At 56.4% G+C, this 25,880-nt stretch carries 24 protein-coding genes; 10 read left to right on the top strand and 14 right to left on the bottom strand.

What is annotated here, in order from left to right; genetic code table 11:
• Window positions 1-182: 182 nt before the first annotated feature.
• Together yhjD and ACMGGU_RS20190 are read right to left on the bottom strand one after the other, a co-directional pair.
• Window positions 183-1,208, bottom strand: a complete 1,026-nt coding sequence (gene yhjD, locus ACMGGU_RS20195; protein ID WP_111967783.1) for an inner membrane protein YhjD — start codon at window positions 1,206-1,208, stop codon at window positions 183-185.
• Between the two features lie 50 nt (window positions 1,209-1,258).
• Window positions 1,259-2,158 (bottom strand): LysR family transcriptional regulator, encoded by a 900-nt coding sequence (locus ACMGGU_RS20190; RefSeq protein ID WP_045909057.1) that lies wholly within the window; start codon window positions 2,156-2,158, stop codon window positions 1,259-1,261.
• A gap of 119 nt (window positions 2,159-2,277) precedes the next feature.
• Between ACMGGU_RS20190 and ACMGGU_RS20185 the strand changes: the two genes are divergently transcribed.
• Together ACMGGU_RS20185 and ACMGGU_RS20180 are read left to right on the top strand one after the other, a co-directional pair.
• Window positions 2,278-3,036 carry an SDR family NAD(P)-dependent oxidoreductase gene (locus ACMGGU_RS20185; protein ID WP_045909056.1) on the top strand — a complete coding sequence of 253 codons (759 nt, stop codon included), beginning with the start codon at window positions 2,278-2,280 and terminating at the stop codon, window positions 3,034-3,036.
• Window positions 3,037-3,190: 154 nt separating this feature from the next.
• Window positions 3,191-3,793 carry a helix-turn-helix transcriptional regulator gene (locus tag ACMGGU_RS20180; RefSeq protein WP_048027792.1) on the top strand — a complete coding sequence of 201 codons (603 nt, stop codon included), beginning with the start codon at window positions 3,191-3,193 and terminating at the stop codon, window positions 3,791-3,793.
• On the opposite strand, the gene ACMGGU_RS20175 is transcribed toward ACMGGU_RS20180, so the two are convergent.
• Together ACMGGU_RS20175 and ACMGGU_RS20170 are read right to left on the bottom strand one after the other, a co-directional pair.
• Window positions 3,772-4,110, bottom strand: a complete 339-nt coding sequence (locus ACMGGU_RS20175; RefSeq protein ID WP_048027789.1) for a lysozyme — start codon at window positions 4,108-4,110, stop codon at window positions 3,772-3,774. The two genes, ACMGGU_RS20180 and ACMGGU_RS20175, sit on opposite strands and share 22 nt — an antisense overlap.
• 71 nt (window positions 4,111-4,181) lie before the next feature.
• Complete coding sequence (locus tag ACMGGU_RS20170; protein WP_196353048.1) at window positions 4,182-4,721, bottom strand: GNAT family N-acetyltransferase; 540 nt, start codon at window positions 4,719-4,721, stop codon at window positions 4,182-4,184.
• A 148-nt stretch (window positions 4,722-4,869) separates the two neighbouring features.
• Between ACMGGU_RS20170 and ACMGGU_RS20165 the strand changes: the two genes are divergently transcribed.
• A complete protein-coding gene (locus tag ACMGGU_RS20165; RefSeq protein WP_111967785.1) occupies window positions 4,870-6,459 on the top strand; it encodes an STY4199 family HEPN domain-containing protein in 1,590 nt (529 codons plus the stop codon).
• Between the two features lie 59 nt (window positions 6,460-6,518).
• Here ACMGGU_RS20165 and ACMGGU_RS20160 read toward each other — a convergent pair whose 3' ends face one another.
• The 4 genes from ACMGGU_RS20160 to ACMGGU_RS20145 all read right to left on the bottom strand — a co-directional run bounded on the left by ACMGGU_RS20160 (window position 6,519) and on the right by ACMGGU_RS20145 (window position 11,951).
• Complete coding sequence (locus ACMGGU_RS20160; protein WP_024908843.1) at window positions 6,519-8,168, bottom strand: alpha,alpha-trehalase; 1,650 nt, start codon at window positions 8,166-8,168, stop codon at window positions 6,519-6,521.
• Window positions 8,169-8,367: 199 nt separating this feature from the next.
• Window positions 8,368-9,549, bottom strand: a complete 1,182-nt coding sequence (locus ACMGGU_RS20155; RefSeq protein ID WP_417930065.1) for a glycoside hydrolase family 5 protein — start codon at window positions 9,547-9,549, stop codon at window positions 8,368-8,370.
• A 135-nt stretch (window positions 9,550-9,684) separates the two neighbouring features.
• Window positions 9,685-11,037 (bottom strand): glutathione-disulfide reductase, encoded by a 1,353-nt coding sequence (gorA, locus tag ACMGGU_RS20150; protein ID WP_048226303.1) that lies wholly within the window; start codon window positions 11,035-11,037, stop codon window positions 9,685-9,687.
• Between the two features lie 71 nt (window positions 11,038-11,108).
• Window positions 11,109-11,951 (bottom strand): 23S rRNA (adenine(2030)-N(6))-methyltransferase RlmJ, encoded by an 843-nt coding sequence (locus ACMGGU_RS20145; RefSeq protein ID WP_008503119.1) that lies wholly within the window; start codon window positions 11,949-11,951, stop codon window positions 11,109-11,111.
• Window positions 11,952-12,158: 207 nt separating this feature from the next.
• Between ACMGGU_RS20145 and prlC the strand changes: the two genes are divergently transcribed.
• Together prlC and rsmJ are read left to right on the top strand one after the other, a co-directional pair.
• Window positions 12,159-14,201, top strand: coding sequence for an oligopeptidase A (prlC, locus tag ACMGGU_RS20140; RefSeq protein ID WP_048027782.1), 2,043 nt, complete (start codon window positions 12,159-12,161; stop codon window positions 14,199-14,201).
• Window positions 14,202-14,208: 7 nt separating this feature from the next.
• Window positions 14,209-14,961 carry a 16S rRNA (guanine(1516)-N(2))-methyltransferase RsmJ gene (rsmJ, locus tag ACMGGU_RS20135; protein WP_024908847.1) on the top strand — a complete coding sequence of 251 codons (753 nt, stop codon included), beginning with the start codon at window positions 14,209-14,211 and terminating at the stop codon, window positions 14,959-14,961.
• 92 nt (window positions 14,962-15,053) lie between these two features.
• Here the strand turns inward: rsmJ and uspA are convergent, their stop codons facing one another.
• Window positions 15,054-15,491, bottom strand: a complete 438-nt coding sequence (uspA, locus tag ACMGGU_RS20130; RefSeq protein WP_003861223.1) for a universal stress protein UspA — start codon at window positions 15,489-15,491, stop codon at window positions 15,054-15,056.
• Window positions 15,492-15,774: 283 nt separating this feature from the next.
• Between uspA and uspB the strand changes: the two genes are divergently transcribed.
• Complete coding sequence (gene uspB / locus ACMGGU_RS20125; protein WP_003861224.1) at window positions 15,775-16,110, top strand: universal stress protein UspB; 336 nt, start codon at window positions 15,775-15,777, stop codon at window positions 16,108-16,110.
• Window positions 16,111-16,164: 54 nt separating this feature from the next.
• On the opposite strand, the gene pitA is transcribed toward uspB, so the two are convergent.
• Entirely contained in the window at window positions 16,165-17,664 is a 1,500-nt protein-coding gene (gene pitA / locus ACMGGU_RS20120; protein ID WP_008503116.1) for an inorganic phosphate transporter PitA, read from the bottom strand.
• 228 nt (window positions 17,665-17,892) lie between these two features.
• On the opposite strand from pitA, the gene ACMGGU_RS20115 reads away from it, so the two are divergent.
• On the top strand, window positions 17,893-19,089 hold the full coding sequence (locus tag ACMGGU_RS20115) for an NAD(P)/FAD-dependent oxidoreductase (RefSeq protein ID WP_048226402.1): 1,197 nt from the start codon (window positions 17,893-17,895) through the stop codon (window positions 19,087-19,089).
• Between the two features lie 32 nt (window positions 19,090-19,121).
• Here ACMGGU_RS20115 and ACMGGU_RS20110 read toward each other — a convergent pair whose 3' ends face one another.
• On the bottom strand, window positions 19,122-20,060 hold the full coding sequence (locus ACMGGU_RS20110; RefSeq protein ID WP_262805747.1) for an NAD(P)-dependent oxidoreductase: 939 nt from the start codon (window positions 20,058-20,060) through the stop codon (window positions 19,122-19,124).
• Complete coding sequence (locus tag ACMGGU_RS20105; RefSeq protein ID WP_126534895.1) at window positions 20,060-20,752, bottom strand: RraA family protein; 693 nt, start codon at window positions 20,750-20,752, stop codon at window positions 20,060-20,062. Before ACMGGU_RS20105 ends, ACMGGU_RS20110 begins: the two co-directional genes overlap by 1 nt.
• Window positions 20,753-20,921: 169 nt before the next feature.
• Between ACMGGU_RS20105 and ACMGGU_RS20100 the strand changes: the two genes are divergently transcribed.
• Window positions 20,922-21,659, top strand: coding sequence for an IclR family transcriptional regulator (locus ACMGGU_RS20100; protein ID WP_063622760.1), 738 nt, complete (start codon window positions 20,922-20,924; stop codon window positions 21,657-21,659).
• 34 nt (window positions 21,660-21,693) lie between these two features.
• Here the strand turns inward: ACMGGU_RS20100 and ACMGGU_RS20095 are convergent, their stop codons facing one another.
• The gene (locus ACMGGU_RS20095; RefSeq protein ID WP_262805714.1) at window positions 21,694-23,031 is read right to left on the bottom strand and encodes an MFS transporter; all 1,338 of its coding nucleotides are present in this window, start codon (window positions 23,029-23,031) and stop codon (window positions 21,694-21,696) included.
• Window positions 23,032-23,346: 315 nt separating this feature from the next.
• Here ACMGGU_RS20095 and ACMGGU_RS20090 point away from each other — a divergent pair, with 315 nt between their 5' ends.
• Window positions 23,347-23,745 carry a potassium channel family protein gene (locus ACMGGU_RS20090; protein WP_024908850.1) on the top strand — a complete coding sequence of 133 codons (399 nt, stop codon included), beginning with the start codon at window positions 23,347-23,349 and terminating at the stop codon, window positions 23,743-23,745.
• Window positions 23,746-23,912: 167 nt separating this feature from the next.
• The gene (locus ACMGGU_RS20085; protein ID WP_023616134.1) at window positions 23,913-24,938 is read left to right on the top strand and encodes a TerC/Alx family metal homeostasis membrane protein; all 1,026 of its coding nucleotides are present in this window, start codon (window positions 23,913-23,915) and stop codon (window positions 24,936-24,938) included.
• Window positions 24,939-25,033: 95 nt separating this feature from the next.
• On the opposite strand, the gene ACMGGU_RS20080 is transcribed toward ACMGGU_RS20085, so the two are convergent.
• Entirely contained in the window at window positions 25,034-25,696 is a 663-nt protein-coding gene (locus tag ACMGGU_RS20080) for an HAD family hydrolase (RefSeq protein ID WP_074180434.1), read from the bottom strand.
• Window positions 25,697-25,880 lie beyond the last annotated feature (184 nt).

Here is a 25,880-nt window from a genome sequence, read left to right as displayed (position 1 = left end):
GACCTGGTGATAAAAGCAACAAAAAGCGGATAATTTTCAGGCCAGCCAAAACACGTCTATGAAATGCTTCACAGATTTTAAATATCAGTCAATAAAACTGGTTTTCGGTTAAATAAAAGTTACGGACTGGATTTATATGCTGAAATGATGAATTGGGCTGAAATTTCAGCCCGGGAGTGGCGTTACCGGTGTGTTTTACCCGGCATTCTCGGGTCGTCTTTGTACTCGGCAGTGGCAATCCATGCTGCGCAGAACAGGGTTAAACGTGCGAAGAAATAGAAGAACGCCATTAACCCCAGTACCGAGCCGAACGCCGCGCCGGAAGGGGATTTCACCAGTGACGGCAGGGTGTACGTCATCACGATTTTGATCACCTCAAAGCCAATCGCCGCGATCAACGTGCCGCGGATCAGCGCCTTCTTGCGCGGACGATGACGGGGCAAGCGCCAGAAGATCCAGAAGAACAGCAGGTAGTTGGCGAAGATAGAAATCGCCAGCCCAATGCTGCGCCAGGCGGGCTTCAGCCATTCGATGTAATCAAGATAGAGCGCGGAGATGATCATCTGCTGCGCCGAGCCCGCCACGGAGGTAATGGAAAGCGTCACGATGAGCGCGACGAGCAGGCCAATCAGCGAAACAAAATCACGGAGATACTTAACCCAGATTTTCTCCTGGTCCTGCGGCTTACGCTCCCAGACATCGCGCGACTGGGCGCGAATGGCCTCGCGCAGGTTGCCCATCCAGTTAACGCCGGAGTAAAGGGCAATCAGCAAGCCGACGATACCGACGGTAGTACGCTGCTGCACGGCGGTATTGATGGTGCTTTTGAGCGTGCTGGCAAGGGTTGGGTCACTGACGTTATTCAGGATCTTATTAAAGATATCCTGCAGCAGCGTCGGGTGCGAGGCGAGCACAAAACCGGCCGCCGCAAACGACACCATCAGGATCGGGATCATCGACAGGAAGGAAAAATAGGTGATGGCGGCACCAAACTGGTTTCCCATGCGGTCATTAAAGCGTTCGGTCGCGCGTATCAGATGCGCAATCATGGGAAACTGCTGAATTCTGGCGACAATGCCGGTGACGGTCCCCAGTGCTTTACTGGCGGTACCAGGGGACCTGGCCTCTTCAGGCCCGGTTTCCATCTTTTTGACGGGCTCATACTCTAAATGTTGGGTGGGTCGTTGCGGGTTGTTTTCCGGCGTCACGCGTCTTTTCCTTTTCGTTTGGCTGGATGTTATTGAATTATAGCTTGCGACTAGTCCACGTAAGCTTTTGTGAGTTCGGTCAGCCACTCCATGAACAGATGTACCCGGCGGGAGAGGTTGCGCCGGTGGGGATAAATCAGGGAAACAGGCATCGGTTCGGCCCGGTATTGCGGGAGGATCTCAACCAGCTTCTTCGCGCGCAGCAAATCTCGTACCCCAACCCGTGGAACCTGAATGATGCCCAGCCCGGCGAGGCAGGCCGCCTGGTAGGTTTCGGTGCTGTTAACGGTCAATACCCCGCCCGTTTTTATCCACTGCGTCGCACTGCCGTTATAAAACTCAAAGCCCTGCGGGCGAGTTCCCAGCATAGCGGTGTAGTGAATGACGGCGTGCGAGCCTAAATCGTCCAGCGTGTCCGGGTAGCCAAAACGCGCCAGATAGTCCGGACTGGCGCAGTTAATCACCGACAGCTTGCCCAACGGTCGGGCGATAAGCCCTGAATCCTTCAGCGTGCCGACGCGTACCACGCAATCAAACCCTTCGCGGATCACATCCACCAGACGATCGCTGCTGCTGAGTTCCAGCTCAATGCCCGGATAATGCTGCAGAAACGCAGGGAGTTTGGGGATGACTAAATTTCGAGCAACGGCGACGGGCATATCCACGCGAAGCCGTCCGCTGATGCTGGAGGGATCGTGCTGAAACATCCCGTCGAGCTCATCAAGGTTTGCCAACAGATCTTTTGCCCGTTCGTAATAGACCATGCCGTCCTGCGTCAGGCTGACGCGACGCGTGGTGCGGTGCAATAGCTGGGTGCCAAGCCGGTTTTCGAGGGCCTGAATCTGCCGTGACACGCTGCCTTTTGGCAGCGTTAAAGTTTCTGCCGCGCGGGAAAAACTCTCCAGTTCCGCGACGCGGACAAACAGCTGCATTGCGTGAATTTTATCCATAGATGAAGCTCATTGTTGTTTCCGATGAAACAGTGAAGCGTTTTAACCCACCTTTATTGATCTTCTATCACCTAATAAGCTCTTACTCAATCTCCATAACAGCCAAAACGAGGTTTATGATGACTGAACGTATCGCATTAGTGACGGGTGGTAGCCGTGGTTTGGGTAAAAACGCGGCCTTAAAGCTGGCGGCAGACGGCACGGGAATTGTGCTGACCTACAACCGTAGCCAGCAGGAAGCGCTGGCGGTTGTGCATGAAATTCAGCAAAAAGGCGTTAACGCGGCGGCAATACAGCTTAACGTCGGAGAAGTCACAAGTTTTGATCATTTTGCCCAACAGCTTCAGGAAACCCTCCGAACCGTCTGGCAGCGTGAAACCTTTGACTATTTATTGAACAATGCCGGAACGGGTTTATATGCGCCCTACACCGACACGACGGAAGCCCAGTTTGATGAGGCGCTGAACATTCATTTCAAAGGACCTTTCTTCCTGACCCAGCGCCTGCTGCCGTTGCTTAACGACGGCGGACGGATCCTTAACGTCTCCAGCGGACTGGCCCGTTTTACCCAGCCGGGCTCGGGAACCTACGCGGCGATGAAGGGGGCGATGGAAGTGCTGACGCGTTATCAGGCGAAAGAGCTGGGGGCGCGCGGTATTTCCGTCAATATCATTGCGCCTGGCGCGATCGAAACCGACTTTGGCGGCGGACGCGTGCGCGACAACGCAGAGCTGAACCAGATGCTGGCATCCCAGACGGCGCTGGGACGGGTGGGGCTGCCGGACGATATTGGCGATGCCATTGCGGCCCTGCTCAGCGACAAACTGGGCTGGATGACTGCGCAACGAATTGAAGTCTCAGGCGGCATGTTCCTGTGATATCTGCGCTTAAGGAAATCCTTAAGACGAATGTGTCCAGATACTGACAGATATAAAGAACACGGGGGATTTGTAACGGCTCCATTCGTTGAGTTTTTTCTTAAATAACGCCTCTGTAGAATCCCCCTTCGCTATTCTCAGAGGGGAAAAAACGATGCGAGTAATCATGTTTGACAGGCAGTCACTCTTTATTCACGGAGCGATACACAGTCTTCAGGCGCTAATCCCGGAAATAACTATAACAGGGACCTGTCAGGCACAAGATTTATGGGCTCAGGCTTCTGCTTCGCCGTCAGCTATCGTCATGATTGATGGGAATTTAATTCAGGACGAAGGGAGCGCTTTGCTGGAAGCGATCGTGCATCGCTTTCCGGCGATACGCGTGATTCTGGTTTTGGCGAAAAAAGAGGCCAGATGGGTGGAGCAACTGCGGCAGCGAAACGTCATGGCCATTATTCCCCGCAATGCCAGTCCCGAACGGTTTTCCGCCGTGCTGGATTCGGTAGCCCGAGGGATGGTCTGTTTTCCCGGAGAGTGGGTCCGAGAGCCGACGTCGCCTCAGGCGTTATTATCCTTAAGCGAGCGCCAGCGCGAAGTGTTGAAACTGCTGGCGGCGGGGGAGTCAAATAAAGAGATTGGCCGCAATCTCAACATCAGTGCGGCCACGGTAAAAGCGCACCTTGAGGCACTTTTCCGGCGGCTGGACGTGAAAAACAGAACGCAGGCAGCCATGTACTATACACGGGCTACGGCCTGAATAAGCGCGTCGGGGAGCGACGTTATCTCTCCGAAACTGAATATCATCATGACCAGCGCATCATGCTGCTGTTGGGTTAATGGACGTGTCAGATTTTCCCGCAGCAGCGTCTCACACAGCCGTATATCTTCATGCAGCAAATGGTCTGCCTCCAGCGGTGTGACAGGACCGTGAAAATGTTCCTGGTCACGGATAACGTGGCCATAGCCGATAACCCATAATCCGTTTTCGTCACGATATTTTTCCAGAGAAAGACCCTGATGTTTTTTTATTAACGCGATGGCGGCAGATGATATTTTCAGCCCATGCTCTTTCATATTCGTTTCCTCTTAATGGCGACACTGTAGAGGAAACGGCTTACGAGAAATATCCGCCAAATGGCTGTTGATCACGCCTTGTTATTCAGATATTCATGCCGCAATAAACCAAATAACCAGTCATTATGCCAATGCCCCGCAAGGAAATAACTCTCGCGTAATTCGCCCTCCAGGCGAAAGCGGACTTTTTCCAGCAGGCGTCGTGAGGCGATATTGCCCGCCGTGACGGTGGCGGTAAGTCGGCGTATACCGCCTTCTTCAAAGGCATAGCGGCAAAGCGCCTGCAGGGATTCGAAGCCGTAGCCTTTTCCCTGCGCCTCGGGGGCGAAAAGGAAACCCACTTCGGCACAATCCGCCTCCCGATGAATATACCCGGTGACGCCCAGCGGGGCCCGGGAGGCGGCGTCACGCACGACGAGGCACAGCCAGTGCGCGCTGCCTGGCGTCCAGGGCGTCAGACGGGCATCGAACGCCTCGCGAATAACTGCGACGGGGCGGTCTTCCGCCACAAAGCGCATGACGTCGGGATGTTGCTGTAGCGCCAGAAAAAAGGGCCAGTCTTCTTCCTGCAAAGGTGAGCAGTTCAGGCGAGGGGTAATTAAAACGGGCATTCAGATTCTCCTGACACTTTTTAAATGATTTTAGGGTTGTCACTTTATTTCAACAGAAAGTCAGGTATGGTTAACCGCGTATAAATAAAAAGAAAAAAGGCCGTCTCGTGCCCATTCCGGATGTCTTCGTTGTCGCTTAAGGAAAACAATGACTCTCAGCACATCACATCATATTCGCGAACAGTTCGAACACTGTCTGGCGGTCATTCGCCATGCGTCGGTGGAAATTTTGCTTCTTCTGAATGTACATGCATCTGAGGGCAAAGATCCACGCTGGTTTCTGGAACAGCTCGACAGCGCGCGATTAGCCCTGGGCGGCTGGGGAGCCGTGGCGAAAAAACTCAATCTGAATGATGCCGAGATGTCGGAATTTACGCTCCAGCTGCGCCTGCTGCAGCAGCGCGTGCCGCAGTATGAAAGCGGACAGGATGTGAGTGAAAACCAGCTGATTGCGGCGATGCGGTTTGTCACCGCGCTGGAGCACCTTCGCCTGCAGCAGCCGCTGTTGACCTACAGCACAGAGCTGGCACCGGGCAGCGAACTCCAGCAGCAGCAGGCGCACAAGCAGGTGCGGGCGATAGAGCTGATGATAAAAGGGCTCATCCAGCAGGCCTGGCCCGATCAGGTCAAGCTGAACAACCATCTTAAGACCCTGTTTAATGCCGATCGCGTACGGCGCTGGCTGAAGCTGGGCGAGATCAACGATGTGTTGAGCGGCATGATGTTCAGCGAGCTGGCACAGATGCTGGTGGATAAAAAGGAGTTCAGCCGCTATTACGCTTCGCTGTTCAGCGATCCGTCCATGCTGACGCTGCTGGTTGAACCGCGTAAAACGCTGCAAACCTTCCTCGATGACATCCGGCAAATTCGTAACAACATCACCGTTCAGAAAACGTTGAGCTCGGCGCAAATTCAGCTGCTGGATAACTACTACGCGCAGATCGCGCGGCCCGTTCAACGCGCGTTTGAAGAGGGGAGAACGCGCGTCAATCCGGCGGGATTCATGGCGGTAGATGCCAGCGAACTGCATACCTTCTGGGAAAAGGCGCAGAAAATGGATCGGGTCACCGGCGGGGATCTGTTTGAAGTCCGCGACACCATTGAAAAGCCGACCCAGCGCGCGCCGCGCACCCCCGAACAACGCGAGCAGCTCATTTCCGGTGCGTTATGGGGGGCAGTTGGCGTTATGGTGATTGCCATCGTGGCCGGGGGATTCTGGCTGGTGACCAGCAGTAAACCGCAGCCTGCGGCCGTCAGCGCGGCTGAAGCGGCACCACCACAGGAAATGCGTGAAACACCTTCCTCGCGTGAAACGCTCACGCGCATGGGAGTGACCTGGGACGAGAATAATTTCCGCTCGGCCATTAATCGCAACGACACCCGCGTGACCCAGCTCTTTTTGCAGGGCGGTATGGACTGGAAGCTCTCCTGGACCGAAGAGGCGATGTCGGCAGGCTATGACGACGTGCTGGAGCTGATGTTACGCTACCGGCAAAACATGGTGGAGGAAAAGCCGTGTCGGCGCTTCATCAATACGCTCAGCCACGCAATGTCGAACGGCGAGTCTCTGACCTCGGTACGTAAAGAGTACCTCAAAGCTTTCTGCACCGTGCCTGCGGTGGTGAAACGCCAGCAGCACGATCTCGACATGGCCACACGGCGTGCGAAGTCACAGCCGGATGCCACCACCAAAAAATGGCAGTCTATTCAGAGCGCCATTTATGAGGTAATTCGCTGATCTCTCCTCCCTCTCCCTGTGGGAGAGGGCCGGGGTGAGGGCATCAGACCGCACCCCACTTAAGGCTCCCCATACAACCCAATCAGCCGCCGCACCACGCCGTTTGTCCAGCCAAAACCGTCCTGCAGCGGATACTCACCCCCGCCACCTTCGCGCGGCGTGCTGCTGGCGATGTGGTACTTCTCGATTAGCTTATGGTGCGTCTGATAAAAATGGTTCACCGTATGCAGCCAGCTCCAGGCGATCTCATCCCCCAGCGAGTCGTTGCCATACTGCTTGAACCCCTGAATCGCCATCCACTGCAGCGGCGCCCAGCCGTTGGGTTTATCCCACTGCTCGCCGGTTTCATACTCGGTCGCCAGAATCCCGCCCGGCGTGAGCAGTCGCGCCTTGACCGCATCCGACAGGCGCTCAGCCTGCTCATGGGTCGCCATACCGACATACAGCGGCACGATGCTGGCGGCAGAAAACAGTGCCAGCTCTTCACGTCGCCAGTCGTAGTCGCGGTAACAGCCGCTCTCCTCGTCCCACAGATAGCGGTTCACCGCCTCGCGACGATCGCTGGCTTTCTGGCGGAACAGGTCGGCCGTCTCTTTGTCCCCTTTCGACGCCGAAATGTTGGCAATGGCGCTTTCCAGCTTGAACAGGAAGGCGTTCAGGTCGATGGGGATAAACTGCGTCGTGCGGATGCTGGCGAGCCGCGACGGATCGCGCAGCCAGCGGGACGAATAGTCCCAGCCGGACGCTGCCCCCGCCCGCAGGTCGCGATAGACCTCGTTTGGCGGTCGCCCTGAGTGGCGCGCGGTTTCCACGTCCTCAATCCACGATTCGTCGCGCGGGGTATCACGGTCATCCCAGTAGCGGTTGAGCAATGAACCGTCCGGCATGCGCACGGCGCTGCGGTAGGCCTGGTTAAGCAGCAGCGACTCCGCGCCGTCCATCCAGAAGGCGTACTCCATTTTGAGGTGATCCAGATAGCGTTTTGCACCGCGCACGCCGTCCTCCTCAAACAGCTCTACCATCAGCGCAAAGACCGGCGGCTGGGAGCGGCTGAGATAATAGGTACGGTTGCCGTTGGGGATATGCCCGTAGCGTTCAATCAGCCAGGCGAAGTTGTCCGCCATGCACTTCAGCAGGTCGTTACGACCGCTCTCCGCCAGCCCCAGCATGGAGAAATAGGAATCCCAGTAGTAGGTCTCGCTGAATCGTCCGCCGGGAACGATATAGGCCTGCGGCAGCGCCAGCAGGGAAGACCAGGGAATATGATCCTGCGGCTCGCGCGTCAGCACCGGCCACAGGTTATCAATGTGTTCCTTGAGGGAGAGGCCCGGGTCGGAGACATACTCGGTGCCGAACGTTTCCGGCATCCAGAAGTGGTTCTCCACAAACTGGCGCAGGTCGAAGTCCCGGTGGCGTCTGACCTTGCGGTAGCGGATCAGGATATCCAGCGGATCCATTTTCGGCGCGCAGTCGGGGAAGGTTTTGCTGTCCGCAAACAGCCGCGTCGACTGCACATGCTCGAACAGTTCAAGATAGCGGTCTGCGGGCGTCAACGCATCGGAGGCGGGTAGCCCCTCGATCATTTCGGGTTCCGGCTCCGCCTCAATCATTTCATCCAGTTTCAACTCGCAGGGATCGGTCTCGTAGCGCAGCTCTTCTGCAATCTCGAATTCGATGTTCTCGGTAGCCTGTAGTTTCTGGTTGAACATGGTGATAGGGACCTCCGGTTGTGTGTTCAAAAGACAGGTTTATCCGGGCGTCTTATAAGCGTAGACATTCGCTTCGGTAGAGGGGGAGGAATATGTGCGGTAGATCACTATTTTCGGAGCATTCGTTTTGCAACGATTTATGTATGTTAACAGTAGCCTCTCCAGGAGAGGCTACTGAACAAGAGGGGAGCCTGCCGGATCAAAGGCCTTGTTTTAGCCGCGTAGCAATCGGTTCAAATTCCTCGGTAGAATGGCGCTTGAGCGTATCAGGTGCGTTATCCTCAATGGCTTTCCAGTAGGCCCACGGCACCGGTTTTTTCCCCAGCTCATAGTCCATGGCGTCCCAGGCATCTTCACGAAACGCATAAAATGCCCAGTGTGCATGATGTTTGTCGAGGACGGTCAGGACATCATTAAGCCAATGCCTGCAGCCCTGCAGCGTGCGAACGCAGCCAAACTCTCCCGCGACAACCCGGTTGGCCGGTATACCGTGCTGTTTCGCCCAGTCAAAGGGCGCGTTCATCCATTTCTCTATGGCCGTAGCGTCCCATTTCACCTTTTTACCGCCGAACGTGACCATGCCGGGATAGTCGAACGGCACTTTGCGGCGTGCATTTGGCGCGCTGGTGAAATCATAGGGCTCGTACATGTGGAAGCTGTAGAGCACCCGCTTATCCTCAAGCGCGGACGGCCAGCCAGAAAAACCACGCGCGGAGGCGTACCAGCCTCCATCGACCATAATCGGTGTGGTGGCATCGACCTCGCGGATGGCGGCAATAATCTGATTGTAGAGAGCGGGAAGGTTACGCGCCGTGCTTTGCTGCTGCTGATACCAGGTTTTTAACGCCTCTGGCGACGCCTGCTCGCTAATGTTGCCTCTTTTTTCAGGCGCGGGTTCATTGACCAGGTTCCAGGCCGCAATGCCCGGTTCGTCCTTCAGGGCCTGGGCCAAATCACGCCAGAACTGAGCGGCTTCCTGCCAGTATTTTTTATCCTGCCAGATGCGGTCATCAAACTGGTTATTGTTATTTTGCGCCCAGCGCATGCCGGGTAAAGAGAGTGGGGCAATAACGACCTGTAGCCCGGCCGCGTGGGCTTTCCTGATGGAGGCTTTGAGCGTCGCGAGGTCTGCGGCCTCGAGCCCACGGTAACCGTCGGCGTTGCCGAGAAGAAAATCTCTCCCGGCAGGTTTCCATTTATCATAAGAGAGGCGAACCCACGTCGCGCCATAGCCACGCAGCGCATCATAGTATTCCTGCGTGGGTGGCAGGCGGTTAAAGCTGTTTCCGCCGTGCTGAGGGGTATCCCAGAAGGTGATTTGATCAGATGAGGAGGCAGCAAAGCAAAAAAGAAGCAGGGTCAACCCGATAAGCGCTTTCATCTCAATTCCTTTTTAGCGTGGTGATGATTTTATATTCACTGGGATGATGAAGCTTTGTCTTTAAATTATCGAGCCATATAAAAAAACTGGCCCGCAAAGGCCAGTTTTGATGACGTGCTTTCCTGCGAAAAGCCCTTAACGCATGGTCACAAACTCTTCCGCCGCCGTTGGGTGGATTGCCACGGTGTTATCGAAATCTTTCTTCGTTGCGCCCATCTTCAGCGCCACAGCAAAGCCCTGCAGGATCTCGTCCATGCCGAAGCCGATGCCGTGGATACCGACAATCTTCTCGTCCGGACCGACGCAGACCAGCTTCATGCGGCACGGCTGACGGTGCGAGGTGACGGCGGTATACATCGCGGTGAAGGCCGATTTATACACTTTCACGTGGTCGTCGCCATACTGCTCGCGCGCCTGCGGCTCGGTTAAGCCGACGGTGCCGATTGGCGGGTGGCTGAAGACCACGGTCGGGATGTTGCTGTAGTCGAGATGCTCGTCCGGCTTGTTGTTAAACAGGCGCTCGGAAAGACGACGACCCGCCGCAACGGCTACCGGGGTCAGCTCAACCGCACCAGTATTGTCGCCGACCGCGTAAATGCCCGGTACGCTGGTGTTCTGGAATTTATCGACGACGATATAGCCTTTTTCGTCGGTTTTCACGCCGGTCACGCCCAGGTTGAAGTTATCGTTCGCCGGTTCACGGCCAATCGCCCAGATCAGGCAATCGACGGTCTGGCTGCGGCCATCTTCCAGTTCCAGCGTCAGGCTGCCGTCTGCATTTTTTACGACCGCTTTTGGCACGGCGTTGGTATGCAGAGTTGGACCTTCGGTGTTCATCACTTCAACCAGCGTATCAACAATCAGCGGGTCAAAGCTGCGCAGCGGCGCGTGTTTACGCACGAACAGGTGCGCTTCAGCACCCAGCCCATTAATCACGCCAGCCAGCTCCACCGCGATGTAACCCGCGCCCACCACGGCAACGCGTTTTGGCAGGGCAGGCAGTTCGAAGAAACCGTCGGAGTCGATGCCGTATTCCACGCCCGGGATGTTCGGGTGGCTTGGACGACCACCGGTAGCGATCAGGATGTGATCGGCGGTGATCGTCTCACCGTTCACTTCGATCGTTTTCGCATCAACGAAGCGAGCGAAACCGTGGATAACGTCGACGTTATTTTTGCCCAGCACGTTGTCGTAGGAGGTATGAATACGGTCGATGTAGGCGGTACGGCTGGCGATCAGCTTGTCCCAGTCGAAGTGGTTGATGGTGGTGTCAAAGCCGTAGTCCGGGCCATACATGTGGATAGCTTCACGGATTTGCGCCGCATGCCACATGACCTTCTTCGGTACACAACCCACGTTCACACAGGTGCCGCCCAGCGCTTTGGCTTCAATCAGCGCGCACTTCTGGCCGTACATGGCCGCGCGGTTGATGGAGGCGATGCCGCCGCTGCCGCCGCCGATGGCGATGTAGTCATAATGCTTAGTCATAGCTTTTGTCCTTAATCGTGAATTGCCGCGATTGTATACCTGAAATCAATAGTTTCCACCGATGGCTGCGATTACTCCGGCACGATCCAACTGACGGAGGTATGGCCCGTACCGGCTGGCACCAGCGTTTTATGCAGCCACGGCAGCACGTTGTTCATCTGCGCTTCGAGCTTCCACGGCGGGTTAATGACGATCATGCCCGAGGCGGTCATGCCGCGCTGGTCGCTGTCCGGACGTACCGCCAGCTCGATCTGCAGAATTTTGCGGATGCCGGTGGCTTCCAGGTCTTTGATCATGCGCTTAATTTGCGCACGCAGCACCACCGGATACCACAGGGCGTATGTCCCGGTGGCGAAGCGTTTGTAGCCTTCGTGGATACCGGTCACCACCGCCTGATAGTCGGTTTTGATTTCGTACGGCGGGTCGATCAGCACCAGGCCACGACGGGAGACCGGCGGCAGCTTGGCTTTCAGCTGCTGGTAGCCGTCGGCTTTTTCCACGCGGGCGCGGCTGTCTTTCTGGAATTCAGAGCGCAGCAGCGGGAAGTCGCTCGGGTGCAGCTCGGTCAGCTGGATGCTGTCCTGCTCGCGCAGCAGCTGGCGGGCAATCAGCGGGGATCCCGGGTAGTAGCGCAGCTGGCCGTTGCGGTTGAAGTGATTCACCACGCCGATATACGGCTCCAGCTCGGCAGGCAGGTCGTCCTGCTGCCAGATGCGGGCGATCCCTTCCAGGTATTCACCGGTACGCTCGGCATGCTCACCGCTCAGCTGATAACGGCCCGCGCCCGCGTGGGTGTCCAGATAGAGAAACGGCTTCTCTTTCTCTTTGAGCGATTCGATGATCAGGCTCTGAACAGTGTGTTTAAGGACGTCGGCGTGGTTGCCTGCGTGGAAGCTGTGGCGATAACTGAGCATGGGTAATGATATTCCGCTGAATTGACGATTTGCCACAGTTTACAGCAGAACGGCGCAGATTACCCGTAGGCCCGGTAAGCGCAGCGCCACCGGGCTCTTTTCGACAACGTCTGGCATTGAAATCCTCTACACTTAACCCCATTCTAGATCGCATATGCACAGCGCCGGATGCGCGCTTCATTCATCTTATTCAACAGGACAGCGTTTATGACCAATCCATTACTGACGCCTTTTTCGTTGCCGCCGTTTTCTAAAATCCTCCCCGAGCATGTGGTTCCAGCCGTTACGCAATCGCTGGACAACTGCCGCGCGGCGGTAGAAAGCGTGGTAGCGCAGGGCGCGCCGTACACCTGGGAAAATCTGTGTCAGCCGCTGGCCGAAGTGGACGACGTGCTGGGGCGTATCTTCTCCCCGGTGAGCCACCTGAACTCGGTAAAAAACAGCCCGGAGCTGCGCGAAGCCTACGAGCAAACCTTGCCGCTGCTCTCTGAGTACAGCACCTGGGTCGGCCAGCACGAAGGGCTCTACAAAGCCTACCGCGACCTGCGCGACGGTGACCATTATGCCGAACTGAACACGGCGCAGAAAAAATCGGTCGATAACGCCCTGCGTGATTTTGAGCTGTCCGGGATTGGCCTGCCAAAAGAGAAGCAGACCCGCTACGGTGAAATCGCCGCGCGCCTGTCTGAGCTGGGCAACCAGTACAGCAACAACGTGCTCGACGCCACCATGGGCTGGACGAAGCTGATCACCGACGAAGCGGAGCTTTCCGGCATGCCGGAAAGCGCGCTGGCGGCGGCAAAAGCTCAGGCCGAGGCGAAAGAGCAGGACGGCTTCCTGCTAACTCTGGATATCCCGAGCTATCTGCCGGTGATGACCTACTGCGACAACCAGGCGCTTCGCGAAGAGATGTACCGCGCCTACAGCACCCGCGCCTCCGATCAGGGGCCGAATGCCGGTAAGTGGGACAACAGCCCGGTCATGGCGGAAATCCTCGCCCTGCGCCACGAGCTGGCCCAACTGCTGGGCTTCGAAAACTACGCCGATAAATCCCTCGCCACCAAAATGGCGGAAAATCCGCAGCAGGTGCTCGACTTCCTGACCGATCTGGCGAAACGCGCCCGTCCACAGGGTGAAAAAGAGCTGGCCCAACTGCGCGCCTTCGCGAAAGCGGAGTTCGGCGTGGACGAACTGCAGCCGTGGGACATTGCTTACTACAGCGAAAAACAGAAGCAGCACCTCTACAGCATCAGCGACGAGCAGCTGCGCCCGTATTTCCCGGAAAACAAAGCCGTTAACGGCCTGTTTGAAGTGGTGAAGCGCATCTATGGCATCACCGCCAAAGAGCGTACCGATATCGACGTCTGGCATCCGGACGTGCGCTTCTTCGAACTGTATGACGAGAAAAACGAACTGCGCGGCAGCTTCTACCTCGATCTCTACGCGCGTGAGAACAAGCGCGGCGGGGCGTGGATGGACGACTGCGTGGGCCAGATGCGTAAAGCAGACGGTTCTCTGCAGAAGCCGGTCGCCTACCTGACCTGTAACTTCAACCGTCCGGTAAACGGCAAACCTGCGCTCTTTACCCACGACGAAGTGATCACCCTGTTCCACGAGTTCGGACACGGTCTGCACCATATGCTGACCCGCATCGAAACCGCAGGCGTGGCAGGCATCAGCGGTGTGCCGTGGGATGCGGTCGAACTGCCGAGCCAGTTTATGGAAAACTGGTGCTGGGAGCCGGACGCGCTGGCGTTTATCTCCGGTCACTATGAGACCGGCGAACCGCTGCCGAAAGAATTGCTGGATAAAATGCTGGCAGCGAAGAACTACCAGGCGGCGATGTTTATCCTGCGTCAGCTGGAGTTCGGCCTGTTCGATTTCCGCCTGCACGCCGAGTTCAGCCCGGAGCAGGGCGCGAAAATTCTTGAAACCCTGGCCGAGATTAAAAAGCAGGTTGCCGTTATTCCTGGGCCAACCTGGGGCCGCTTCCCGCACGCGTTCAGCCATATCTTTGCAGGCGGTTACGCGGCGGGTTACTACAGCTACCTGTGGGCCGACGTGCTGGCGGCGGATGCCTTCTCTCGTTTCGAAGAAGAGGGGATCTTCAACCGTGAAACTGGCCAGTCGTTCCTCGACAATATCCTGACCCGCGGCGGTTCCGAAGAGCCAATGGTGCTGTTCAAACGCTTCCGCGGACGCGAGCCGCAGCTGGATGCGATGCTTGAGCATTACGGGATCAAAGGCTGATTGTGACGTGAAGATCTGCTTAGTGGATGAAACGGGCGCCGGAGACGGCGCCTTATCTGTTCTGGCCGCCCGCTGGGGGCTGGAGCACGATGATGAAAACCCGATGGCGCTGGTGATGACGACAGCGCATCTGGAGTTACGCAAGCGCGACGAACCGAAGCTCGGCGGGATTTTTGTCGATTTTGTCGGCGGGGCCATGGCGCACCGGCGCAAGTTCGGCGGCGGTCGCGGCGAAGCGGTGGCTAAAGCGGTTGGGATTAAAGGAAGCTATCTGCCGGACGTGGTCGATGCCACGGCGGGGCTGGGGCGCGATGCCTTTGTGCTGGCGTCTGTCGGCTGTCGGGTGCGGATGCTGGAACGTAATCCGGTGGTGGCGGCCCTGCTCGACGACGGTCTGAGCCGTGGCTACGCGGACCCGGAAATCGGCCCGTGGCTGCAGGAACGATTGCAGCTGATCCACGCCTCGAGCCTGACGGCGCTGACCGATATCACCCCGCGCCCGCAGGTGGTCTATCTCGACCCGATGTTCCCGCACAAGCAGAAAAGCGCGCTGGTGAAGAAAGAGATGCGGGTGTTTCAGTCTCTGGTGGGGCCTGATTTGGACGCGGATGGCCTGTTGGAACCGGCTCGTCAGCTGGCGACGAAGCGGGTGGTGGTGAAACGCCCTGACTATGCACCGCCGCTGGCGGACGTTGCCACGACCAATGCGGTGACCACCAAAGGGCACCGGTTTGATATCTACTCAGGCACGCCGGAATAAAAAAAGCCGGGTGGCGGCTTCGCCTTACCCGGCCTACAGTTAGTGCCGTTTGTAGGCCCGGTAAGCGTTAGCGCCACCGGGCTTTTTTGCACTTACTCGTCTTCTTCGTCACGCAGTGGAACAATCAGCATATCCACGTGAACGGTGTTAATCAGCTGGCGCGCGGAAGACATCAGCTTGCTCCAGAAGTCCTGATGGTGACCACACACCACCAGGTCCATGTCATATTTCTTGATCGCATCAACCAGTACCTGGCCCAGGTCGCCGCTGCCGCTCAGGGTTTCGGTAATCGGGTAGCCTGCGTTAGTGGACAGTTCGCTCAGGGCGTGGTGCGTCTCTTCGGAGATACGCTTCTGCATATCGCCCAGATTGACGTCGATCAGACCGGTGTAGAGGTCGGAGTAATTCACATCAACGTGAATCAGCGAAACTTTCGCGTTGTAGGGACGTGCCATGGATACCGCTTTATCAACCAGCACTTTGCTCTCCGGGGAGAGGTCTACCGCGATGAGAATGTGTTTGTAAGCCATAGTGTTACTCCTTCCTTAAGTTATCGATGACTAAATGGGAAAGCCGTCGTCTGATGCTTTCATTACGGCCCAGTTAAACATATTTTTCAAGCTTTGGTGTTGATAACGATTAACCTTGTGGCAAAAAAATTAACGGATCTCCTACACTATTAAATGAGCCGTTCGGATATTAAAACGCGAACCGGATCGACTTTTGGTCATTCTTTCACTGAACTGTCTGTCAGGGCATTGGGGTGCGGTAGCTCAGAAGCCTTGCTTCGTGGGCGGACGCCGGGGAGGATGTATGATTAGCACCGTCGCATTGTTTTGGGCGTTATGCGTGGTTTGCATAGTGAATATGGCGCGCTACTTCTCATCGTTACGTGCGCTGTTAGTGGTACTTCGTGGTTGCGATCCGTTGCTTTATCAGTATGTGGACGGTGGAGGGTTCTTCACCTCGCATGGACAGCCCAGCAAACAGATGCGTCTGGTGGGATATATCTACTACCAGCGCTACCGCGATCATCACGATGAAGAGTTTATCCGTCGCTGCGAGCGCCTGCGTCGTCAGTTCATTTTAACCAGCGCCCTGTGTGGCCTGGTCGTGGTCAGCATGATTGCATTGATGATTTGGCACTGAGCATAAAAAAAGCGGGTCAGTTTCCTGACCCGCTTTTTTGTCGCTTTCAACCGATTAAATCAGCTTCAGCGAAATCCAGTACAGCCCACCAGACAGCAGGATGGATGCCGGAAGGGTGAACACCCAGGCCATCAGAATGTTGGTCACGGTTTTGCGCTGCAGGCCGCCACCGTCAACAATCATGGTACCTGCCACGGACGAGGAGAGTACGTGGGTGGTGGATACCGGCATACCGGTGTAGCTCGCCAGACCGATAGATACTGCCGCCGTCATCTGCGCGGACATACCCTGCGCATAGGTCATGCCTTTCTTACCGATCTTCTCGCCGATGGTGGTCGCCACACGGCGCCAGCCAATCATCGTACCGATACCGAGTGCCAGTGCGACCGCCATGATGATCCAGATTGGCGCGTACTCAATGGTGTTGAGCATATCGCCTTTCAGTTTCTTCAGGAGACGCTGGTCGTCAGCATTCACGTCAGGCAGCTTCGCCACTTTATCCGTTACATCAGAGATGCACAGCATAATGCGACGCAGCTGACCACGCTGCTCAACGGTCAGTTTGTCATAACTTTCGATATTGCCCAGCATGCCTTTGGCACGTTCCAGCGCGTTAATCGCGTTTGCCGGATGGCAGTGGAATTCGCCAGGCGCGGTGGTAGCACCGGCTTCCGGAGACGGAATCAGCTGGTCAACGCCGGTCGCTTTTTTCAGCAGCTCAGGGTGCTGCTGGAAGTAGGTTTCAACGTTGTTGACCGCATCACGGGTCCGGGTGATTTCGTAGCCGGAGGCGTTCATGTTAACCACGAAGCCTGCCGGAGCAACGCCGATCAGTACCAGCATCACCAGACCAATGCCTTTCTGACCATCGTTCGCGCCGTGTGAGAAAGCGACACCGATTGCGGAAATGATCAGGGCGATACGCGTCCAGAATGGCGGCTTTTTCTTGCCGTCTTTCTTTTCACGCTCTGCTGGCGTCAGGTGAATACGGGAGCGTTTTTTGGTATTGCTCCAGTAACGACGCAGGATGAAGATCAGCCCGCCTGCCACCACCAGACCCACGATAGGGGAGACGATGAGAGAGGCAAAGATCCCCAGTACTTTCGGGATATTTAACGCATCAACAACCGATGTACCGGTCATGAGGGCGTTGGTTAACCCGATACCGATAATCGCGCCGATGAGAGTGTGAGAACTGGATGCAGGCAGGCCGAAATACCAGGTACCGAGGTTCCAGATAATTGCAGCAAGCAGCATTGAGAACACCATAGCGAGGCCATGGCCAGAACTTACGTTAAGCAGCAGATCTGTTGGCAGCATATGCACAATGGCATACGCAACGCTCAGTCCGCCCAGGAGGACACCAAAAAAGTTAAATACCGCCGCCATAACAACCGCAAGCTGCGATCGCATTGCGCGAGTGTAGATAACCGTCGCTACTGCGTTTGCAGTGTCGTGGAAGCCGTTGATCGCTTCGTAAAACAGTACAAAAACCAGAGCAAGCAAGAGTAAAAGCCCGGTATGTAAATCCAGGCCGGCAAACAAATGTAGCATAGGACGTTACGCCATTTTGAGGACATGAACGCGGCGCATTATCCAGGACAAATGCGCAACGGGCAAAGTGAAATATAGACTTTTTTTGACATACCACCTGAATTGAGAAAAGTGCTTGAAAGGATATTCTTTAAATTTCAATGGAATGGCTTTGTAATATCTTTTTACGCTGGTGTGACCACAGAGGAAACTTTACAATCCGCGGCAGTTAACAAAGAGGGTTTTGACGTGGAAAGGTTTGATGCCGTGGTAATTGGCGCCGGTGCGGCGGGTATGTTTTGTGCGGCAATGGCCGGACAGGCGGGTCGTCGCGTGCTGCTGCTGGATAACGGTAAAAAGCCAGGCCGTAAGATCCTGATGTCCGGCGGCGGGCGCTGCAACTTTACTAACCTGTATGTTGAACCCGCGGCCTATTTGAGCCAAAACCGTCATTTTTGTAAATCTGCGCTGGCGCGTTATACCCAGTGGGACTTTATCGACCTGGTAGGAAAGCACGGTATCGCATGGCATGAGAAGACGCTGGGCCAGCTGTTCTGCGACGACTCCGCGCAGCAGATTGTCGATATGCTGGTGGCCGAGTGCGAGAAGGGCGGCGTGGTCATGCGCCTGCGCACCGAGGTGCTGGAGGTTTCCCGTGACGACCAGGGCTACACGCTGCAGCTCAACGGCGAAACCGTCAGTGCCGATAATCTGGTGATCGCCAGCGGCGGCCTCTCTATGCCGGGGCTGGGCGCTTCCCCGTTCGGCTATAAGATTGCCGAACAGTTTGGCCTGAACGTTTTGCCTACGCGCGCCGGGCTGGTGCCGTTCACGCTGCATAAACCGCTTCTGGAACAGCTTCAGACGCTGTCTGGCGTGTCTGTTCCCTCAGTTATCACCGCCGAAGACGGCACGGTGTTTCGCGAAAACCTGCTTTTTACCCATCGCGGCCTCTCCGGCCCGGCGGTCCTGCAAATCTCCAGCTACTGGCAGCCGGGGGAGTTTGTCACGGTTAACCTGCTCCCGGACTGCGATCTGGATGCCTTCCTCAACGAGCAGCGTACCGCGCACCCGAATCAAAGCCTGAAAAACACGCTGGCAATGCAGCTGCCGAAGCGTCTGGTGGAGTGTTTGCAGGTGCTGGGGCAGATCCCCGATGTGTCGCTTAAGCAGCTTAACAGCCGCGAGCAGGAGACGCTGGTGGAGACCCTGACAAACTGGCGCGTGCAGCCAAACGGCACGGAAGGCTACCGCACCGCGGAAGTTACGCTGGGCGGGGTCGACACGAACGAGCTCTCTTCCCGCACCATGGAAGCGCGCAACGTGCCGGGGCTCTATTTTATTGGCGAAGTGATGGATGTGACCGGCTGGCTCGGCGGATACAACTTCCAGTGGGCATGGGCAAGTGCCTGGGCGTGTGCTCAGGCGCTGGCAGAAGACAAGTGACATCAGCGCGCTGCCACTCGTCACGCTTGGCTTTACGGGCTGACGGTGGTGGCGTCCGTCACGGCCAGAATATTGCTCGCGGCCACGGTCCCCATCTTGATGTATGACGCGGCGGTAACGCCGCCGATATGCGGTGAAATAACCACGTTTTCTACAGACTGCCAGAGGTGCGGCGCCGTCAGCGGCTCGTGGGTAAAGCTGTCCAGCGCTGCGCTGTGCAGCGTGCCATCCCGGAGCGCCGCCAGTAACGATTCACTGTGGATCAGTCCACCGCGTGCCGTATTGACCAGAATGGCGTTCCGCTTGCAGTGTGCGAGCGTCTCGCTATTGATCATTCCCCGATTCTCATCGGTTAGCGGACAGTGCAAAGAGATGACATCGGAACGGGAAAGAAGTCCGGTCAGCGTCTCTGCGCGTTCGCACAGGGCGGGCATGGACTTCGCATAAGGATCGTAAGCCAGCACCTTCATACCGAAGGCATGACCAATAGTTGCCACGCGCGAGCCGATAGCGCCCAATCCGATTAGCCCCAGGGTTAATCCCTCCAGCTCAATGGATTTATGCGTCGCCTTATCCCAGTGCCCGTCTCGTAACCGCTTGTCCAGAGGCACCACGGACTTTGCGCAGGCGAGGATCAGCGCCCAGGTATGTTCAGCCACTGCCGCCGCGTTTGCGCCTGGGGCCGCGCGGACGGCGATATTGCGCTCGGCCGCTGCCGTCTGGTCTATCACATCGATCCCGCTTCCGTGCTTGGAAATAACCTGCAGAGCCGGGGCGGCATCCATGACTTTCGCGGTGATCCGGCCATAACGAACCAGAATCGCCACGGGATTGTGTCGTTCACACAGCGCGATCAGGTCATCTTCTGTCGGCTGGCGGCCCGCAAACACCACCTCAAAGCCCTGCAGCATCACCATGGCCTGCTCCGCCAGGTCGCTTCCGGTAACCAGAATTACGTCTTTGCCCTCCATCACAGCGTCTCCCCGTCAGCTAACATACCTGCCTTACGAAGCGCGTCATCAAGCCAGTGTGGACGCAAATCGCCTTCACGGATGGCGGCAAGACGTCGGGTCTCCATATCCAGCTTTTCCTTTGCCAGCGCGATGACCTGCTGAACCTCATCACGCGGGATGACGACCACGCCGTCGATATCCGCCACAACCAGATCCCCGGCCTGAACCGTCGCCCCGGCGACTGAAATGGGATGATTAACCCGGCCAGAAATTAACTTTGTCGGGCCGCAGGGGTTCAGACCGGCAGAAAAGACAGGGTAGTGACCTTTGCTCAGGGAATCGGCGTCACGTACAGCACCGTCAATAATGATGCCCGCAATGCCGCTCGCCTGAGCCTGAGTGGCCATGATTTCGCCCAGCAGCGCGCAGCTCAGGTCGCCTTTGCCATCGACGACCAGGACATCGCCGGGTTGCGCAACCGCCATCGCGGCATGAATCGCCAGATTATCACCCGGACGGACTTCCACGGTGATGGCCGGACCCGCAACGGACATGTGAGGAGCCAGCGGTTTGATGCGGCCGTGAAGCGTACCGCGGCGACCGGCCACGTCGGCCAGAATGGCTGCCTGATACTCGGCAGCCCGACGAACGTCCTCGGCAGAAACGCGTTCGAACTGGCGATTAATCGCTTTTTTTTCAGAAACGGACATGAATGCCTCCATATTGTTTTACTTAGTACAACTCAGGTGTACAGAACAAAACAACTATAGCGGTGTTGCTTTCCTTTTAGCCAGACCCGAGGTGGCGTTTGTGATGTAAACACGAAGTGACTCACAAAATTTGAGGTACACTCACTGCCGGGCTAACAAGGAGATAATGATGGGGAATGAAGGCGTTGTAGCGGTTGAAAAAGCGCTGGCTTTACTGGATTGCTTCCGTCCTGGGGATGAGAGCCTGACGCTGACCGCGCTGGCACAGCTGTCGGGTTATCACAAAACCACGGTTTACCGCCTGATGAATTCTCTTGAACGGATGAATTACGTCGTCAGGCATGAAGACGGCAATTATGCGCTTGGCCCACGTCTGCTTTACCTCGGCAAGCTGTATGAACAATCTTTCCATCTTTCGCGGGTGGTTCAGCCAGAGCTTCAGGCGCTCTCCCTGGCGTCTCAGGAAAGTGCCAGCTGGTATGTGCTGGAGGGTGGGCAGCGCCTTTGCCTGTTTCGCGCGGAAGCGTCGCACGGCCTGCGACACAGCAATCTTCCCGGCAGCCAGTTCCCGCTCGATAATTCGGCCATCAGTAAGGTATTGCGCCATTGGGGGCTCAATGAGAGCCTGCCGGAGGGAGACGCTGAACTCCCTTTCTACACGTCAGGCGCACGCGATCCCCACACCGCGGCGTTTGCGATGCCTGTCTTCGGCGTTCACGACAAGCTGGTTGCGGCGTTAGCCCTGACCGGCCCCATCTCACGGCTGACGGAAGATCGTCGTGAGAAGGAGATAGGGCCTTTGATGAAGGTGGCGGCCAGCCGTCTGTCGCAAAAAATGGGAGCCAGTAAGCCCTTCTGTCTGCAGTTCTTTGGTGAAACGAGCGACGCGGCGGAAGAAAATCTTTAAACGCAGAAGCGGGACACGTGTCCCGCTTCTGTCATCACGAATGCGTGACCTGTTTTTCGTGTAACCGAGCGTTGCGGGCCTGCCGTCCCATAATGAGTACCGCGATACCCCCGGCCAGGCACAGCGCGGCCAGCGGAAGCATAGCCAGCGTATAGCTTCCCGTCTGCTCGCTGATTATGCCGTAGGCATTTACCATGACCACCCCGCCTATCAGGTTCGCGATGGCGCCAATCGCGGCCAGCCCTGCCGCCGCCGAGGAGCTGCTCATCCAGCCGGATGCCAGCGCCCAGAAAGGCCCTTTCGCAGAATACGCGCCTGTCAGGATAATGCTCAGGATCACGATAGTGGCAAAGAGCGAGACGTTTACAAAGGCAGCAAACACGCCGGCGGCAATCATGAACAGCGTCAGCGCGGTATGCCAGCGGCGTTCGTTGGTGCGATCGGAGTGTCGTCCCCAGACAATCATCAGAACCGATGCCAGACCGTAAGGGATAGCGTTAAACAGACCTGTCTCAAGATTATCGAGATGGAAGGATTTCAGCAGTTGAGGAGACCAGACGCTGATCGTGGTGCCCGCGGACGATGCGCCCGCGTAAATCAGCGCCATCAGCCAGATCTGACGATGCTTCAGCAACTGCCACGTCGTCTGATGTCCAATGTTCTTTTGCTGGCTCCGCTCGGCCTCAAGCGTGGTTTCCAGCCACTTTTTCTGTTCATCACCGAGCCATTTCGCCTGATGAGGGCGATCCCGGAGAATAAACCAGGCCGCAATACCCAGCAGTACCGCAGGTAAGCCTTCAATAATGAACAGCAGATGCCAGCCGCGAAGACCCAGCCAGCCATCCAGCGACAGTATCAACCCGGAAAGCGGGGAGCCGATGAAGTTAGCGAGCGGGATGGCGACCATAAAGGACGCAATAATGCGCGCGCGGTAGCGGGCAGGGATCCACCAGGTCAGATACAGCACGACGCCCGGGAAGAAGCCTGCTTCCGCTGCCCCGAGGAGAAAGCGGACGATATAGAGCGAGGTGGTATTTTGAACCAGCGCCATGCCCATGGAGACGATGCCCCAGCTGATCATAATGCGCGGTATCCACAGCCGGGCACCGACTTTCTGCATGGCCAGGTTACTGGGAACCTCAAACAAAAAATAGGCCACGAAGTAAAGGCTGCTGGCGAAGCCAAACGCCGCTTTGCTGAGGCCAAGGTCCTCATTCATCTGCAGCGAAGCCATGCCGATATTCCCGCGATCGATAATCGAGACCAGGTAACTGACAATCAGAAACGGGAGAATACGCCAGATCACCTTCCGCATCGTCTCTCTTTCTATGTCCTCGGTGGCGGTCGCGCCGTTACGTAAATGTTCTGTCATTGTATCCTCGCAGGGTGTGTTCTTTGTTTTATTAGGTACAACTTAGTTTTATTAAACAAAACCACTATAGCGACGGCGCGTTCTTTTTATCCAGTTAATGGAAGGTTTAAATGATGTAAATAAGAGGTGACTCACAGATAGTGCGCTGCGGATATCGCTCAAGGCTGCTGACCAGCCGCAAGCAGGACGTGCTGGCAGAGAAATAATCACGCAACGCAATTATTGCACCAACTTTTCCTCTCCCTTCGACTAAGCTTCGACCAGATGCCCCGCCGCGTTCGCGGGGCCATACTCCTTTTGGTCAGAGCACGTACCATGCAGCTACTCAGCATTATTATTTTGCTTACCCTAACCGTGGTGATTCATTCGCTGTGGATGTTTGGCGTTTTAAAATTCATTACGTTAGAGGTCGATTCTGCGGTACGCATTGTTTTACGCAATGTCGGCATCGTGATCTCTATGATTTTCGCCCATCTCCTGGAAGCCGGGCTGTTTGCTGCGTTTTATTTTGTCATCGACGCGTTTAATGACTGGAACACCAGCTTCTACTTTTCGCTGGTGAGCTATGCGACGGTAGGGTACGGCGACGTCACGTTACCCCAGCACTGGCGGCTCATCGGCGGGGTGGAAGGGCTGGTGGGCGCGTTGATGGTAGGCTGGTCTGTGGCGGTTCTGGTCGCGGTGCTGCAGCGTTTACGTGGCATGAGCGCCTAAACGGCAGATGCGCAATCCCCGCCTGGTAAGGTAAAGTACCCCTCCTTGCGTAGCCGATTGGGCTGCGGCTTTAAGGGTGAAGAGGCTGATTAACGGCCCGCCCTGTTTCGTTCCTGGTTTACGCCAGTTTGCATGGTTCTGTGTTTTGTCTGCCAAAAGGGTTTTGTATGTCTGCTGCTCATCTCGGTTTCCCGACGGAAACCGTTGTTGTCTTTGTGGTGATGGCCGTTGGGGCGATGTTTATCGACCTCTTTATGCACCGTCACGACAAACCGATCTCGCTGAAAAGCGCCGCCATGTGGTCCATCTTCTGGGTCATGATGGCGATGGCCTTCGCCGGGTTCTTGTACGTTCACCACGGCGCCGAGATGGCGAGCCTGTTCCTTACCGGCTATGCGCTGGAAGAGGTGCTCTCCGTCGATAACCTGTTCGTGATGATGGCGATCTTCGCCTGGTTCGGCGTGCCGGATAAGTACCGTCACCGCGTGCTCTACTGGGGCGTGCTGGGGGCGATTGTTTTCCGCGGTATTTTCGTGGCTATCGGCACCAGCCTGTTAAGCCTGGGGCCCTACGTCGAAGTGATTTTCGCGCTGGTCGTCGGCTGGACGGCGGTGATGATGCTCAGACGTAATGAAGAGAGTGACGAAGTGGAAGATTACTCGGGTCATCTCGCCTATCGCCTGGTAAAACGCTTCTATCCGGTCTGGCCGAAAATCAGCAGCAATGCCTTTATTCTGACGCAGAAAGAGGTGGATGCAGAGCTTGAAAAGCCGGAAAACCAGGACGTGATGGTCGGACGCGTGAAGAAGGCGAAGCGCTATGCGACGCCGCTATTGCTGTGCGTGGCCGTGGTCGAACTCTCTGACGTGATGTTCGCATTTGACTCCGTGCCGGCCATTATTGCCGTGAGCCGCGAGCCGCTGATTATCTACAGCGCCATGATGTTCGCTATTCTCGGTCTGCGTACGCTTTACTTCGTGCTGGAAGCGCTGAAGCAGTATCTGGTGCACCTCGAGAAAGCCGTGGTGCTGCTGCTGTTCTTCGTGGCGTTCAAGCTGGGGTTAAATGCCACCGATCACTTCTGGCATCACGGTTACAGCATTGGCGCGACGGCCAGCCTGTTTGTGGTATTGGGCGTGCTGGCGCTGGGAATTATTGCGAGCGTGATGTTCCCGGGGAAACGTGAGGCCTGATGTTCCGCCCGGTGGCGCTTCGCTTACCGGGCCTACAGTTTGGTTTTCTGCCTCTCCCTGTGGGAGAGGGCTGGGGTGAGGGCACCAGACCGCACCTAACCCTTAATCGGTGAATTCCGGCGCTTGCGCGGCGGGTGGAAGTGCCGCCAGTGCGGATCCTGCGCCGCCGCCAGCAGCTCGTGGTCGCCGCGGGTGTCTCCCCAGGCGCGCAGGTGATAGGCGTTCAGGTCGCCATACACTTTTTCCAGCCTGGCCACCTTCTGGGCGCAGCGGCAGTTGTGGCCCGTGATGCGCCCCGTCAGCTTGCCGTTTTTCACTTCCAGCTGCGTGCCAATCAGCTTAATGCCCAGTTTGTCAGCCCACGGCTGAAGCACCAGTGCCGGAGACGCGGAACAGATGGTCACCTCCGCACCGGAATTCACCTCGGCCGCCACGGCCAGAACCCCTTCGGGGCGCATCAGCTTGTTCCAGTATTTTTCGCAAAACGCTTCCGCCTGCTGGCGCAACCAGTGTTCATCCACGCCCGTCAGGAACGTTTTAATCAGCACTTCCTTTAGCTCGTCGCGCGTCAGCTTGCGACGCACGCAGTGGAGCGTGGGCAGCGCCATGCGCACCAGACGGCCCGCGAAGTAACGTTTCCCGAAGGCAAAGCGCAGGAAAGGGATAAAGCTGTCGTGGTGCGTTAACGTCCCATCAAAGTCAAAGACAGAGAGCACGCTGGATTTCGCCACCGTCTCGTCGGCAATCATATTGGTCATAAATACGTCTTAGCTGAAATACACATTCTGTGGATCAGTTTACCTGCTTTACCAGGACAGTCCTTACATCACCACCATTTTTTTCTCGATCTTGCGATCTCAAAGTGAGTCCAATTTTGGCCTCGATAAGAATTGGTGAAAAAACAATCTGTCTATATTATCGCCACATCGCACGATATTTAGG

It is taken from the genome of Enterobacter sp. BNK-8 (genome assembly GCF_048685095.1).
GTDB classification, from domain to species: Bacteria; Pseudomonadota; Gammaproteobacteria; order Enterobacterales; family Enterobacteriaceae; genus Enterobacter; species Enterobacter quasiroggenkampii.
This window is presented reverse-complemented; position numbering and strand designations above follow the sequence as displayed.

What these genes read in the sequence shown, in the direction of transcription:
- ACMGGU_RS20110 (WP_262805747.1), bottom strand. Translation starts at nt 20,060, where the DNA reads ATGGAGGGCAAAGACGTAATTCTGGTTACCGGAAGCGACCTGGCGGAG.
- ACMGGU_RS20190 (WP_045909057.1), bottom strand. Translation starts at nt 2,158, where the DNA reads ATGGATAAAATTCACGCAATGCAGCTGTTTGTCCGCGTCGCGGAACTG.
- ACMGGU_RS20145 (WP_008503119.1), bottom strand. Translation starts at nt 11,951, where the DNA reads ATGCTCAGTTATCGCCACAGCTTCCACGCAGGCAACCACGCCGACGTC.
- ACMGGU_RS20165 (WP_111967785.1), top strand. Translation starts at nt 4,870, where the DNA reads ATGACTCTCAGCACATCACATCATATTCGCGAACAGTTCGAACACTGT.
- ACMGGU_RS20160 (WP_024908843.1), bottom strand. Translation starts at nt 8,168, where the DNA reads ATGTTCAACCAGAAACTACAGGCTACCGAGAACATCGAATTCGAGATT.
- ACMGGU_RS20080 (WP_074180434.1), bottom strand. Translation starts at nt 25,696, where the DNA reads ATGACCAATATGATTGCCGACGAGACGGTGGCGAAATCCAGCGTGCTC.
- ACMGGU_RS20100 (WP_063622760.1), top strand. Translation starts at nt 20,922, where the DNA reads ATGGGGAATGAAGGCGTTGTAGCGGTTGAAAAAGCGCTGGCTTTACTG.
- ACMGGU_RS20175 (WP_048027789.1), bottom strand. Translation starts at nt 4,110, where the DNA reads ATGAAAGAGCATGGGCTGAAAATATCATCTGCCGCCATCGCGTTAATA.
- ACMGGU_RS20095 (WP_262805714.1), bottom strand. Translation starts at nt 23,031, where the DNA reads ATGACAGAACATTTACGTAACGGCGCGACCGCCACCGAGGACATAGAA.
- ACMGGU_RS20105 (WP_126534895.1), bottom strand. Translation starts at nt 20,752, where the DNA reads ATGTCCGTTTCTGAAAAAAAAGCGATTAATCGCCAGTTCGAACGCGTT.
- ACMGGU_RS20170 (WP_196353048.1), bottom strand. Translation starts at nt 4,721, where the DNA reads ATGCCCGTTTTAATTACCCCTCGCCTGAACTGCTCACCTTTGCAGGAA.
- gorA (WP_048226303.1), bottom strand. Translation starts at nt 11,037, where the DNA reads ATGACTAAGCATTATGACTACATCGCCATCGGCGGCGGCAGCGGCGGC.
- prlC (WP_048027782.1), top strand. Translation starts at nt 12,159, where the DNA reads ATGACCAATCCATTACTGACGCCTTTTTCGTTGCCGCCGTTTTCTAAA.
- uspA (WP_003861223.1), bottom strand. Translation starts at nt 15,491, where the DNA reads ATGGCTTACAAACACATTCTCATCGCGGTAGACCTCTCCCCGGAGAGC.
- ACMGGU_RS20185 (WP_045909056.1), top strand. Translation starts at nt 2,278, where the DNA reads ATGACTGAACGTATCGCATTAGTGACGGGTGGTAGCCGTGGTTTGGGT.
- ACMGGU_RS20180 (WP_048027792.1), top strand. Translation starts at nt 3,191, where the DNA reads ATGCGAGTAATCATGTTTGACAGGCAGTCACTCTTTATTCACGGAGCG.
- ACMGGU_RS20090 (WP_024908850.1), top strand. Translation starts at nt 23,347, where the DNA reads ATGCAGCTACTCAGCATTATTATTTTGCTTACCCTAACCGTGGTGATT.
- ACMGGU_RS20085 (WP_023616134.1), top strand. Translation starts at nt 23,913, where the DNA reads ATGTCTGCTGCTCATCTCGGTTTCCCGACGGAAACCGTTGTTGTCTTT.
- ACMGGU_RS20155 (WP_417930065.1), bottom strand. Translation starts at nt 9,549, where the DNA reads ATGAAAGCGCTTATCGGGTTGACCCTGCTTCTTTTTTGCTTTGCTGCC.
- pitA (WP_008503116.1), bottom strand. Translation starts at nt 17,664, where the DNA reads ATGCTACATTTGTTTGCCGGCCTGGATTTACATACCGGGCTTTTACTC.
- uspB (WP_003861224.1), top strand. Translation starts at nt 15,775, where the DNA reads ATGATTAGCACCGTCGCATTGTTTTGGGCGTTATGCGTGGTTTGCATA.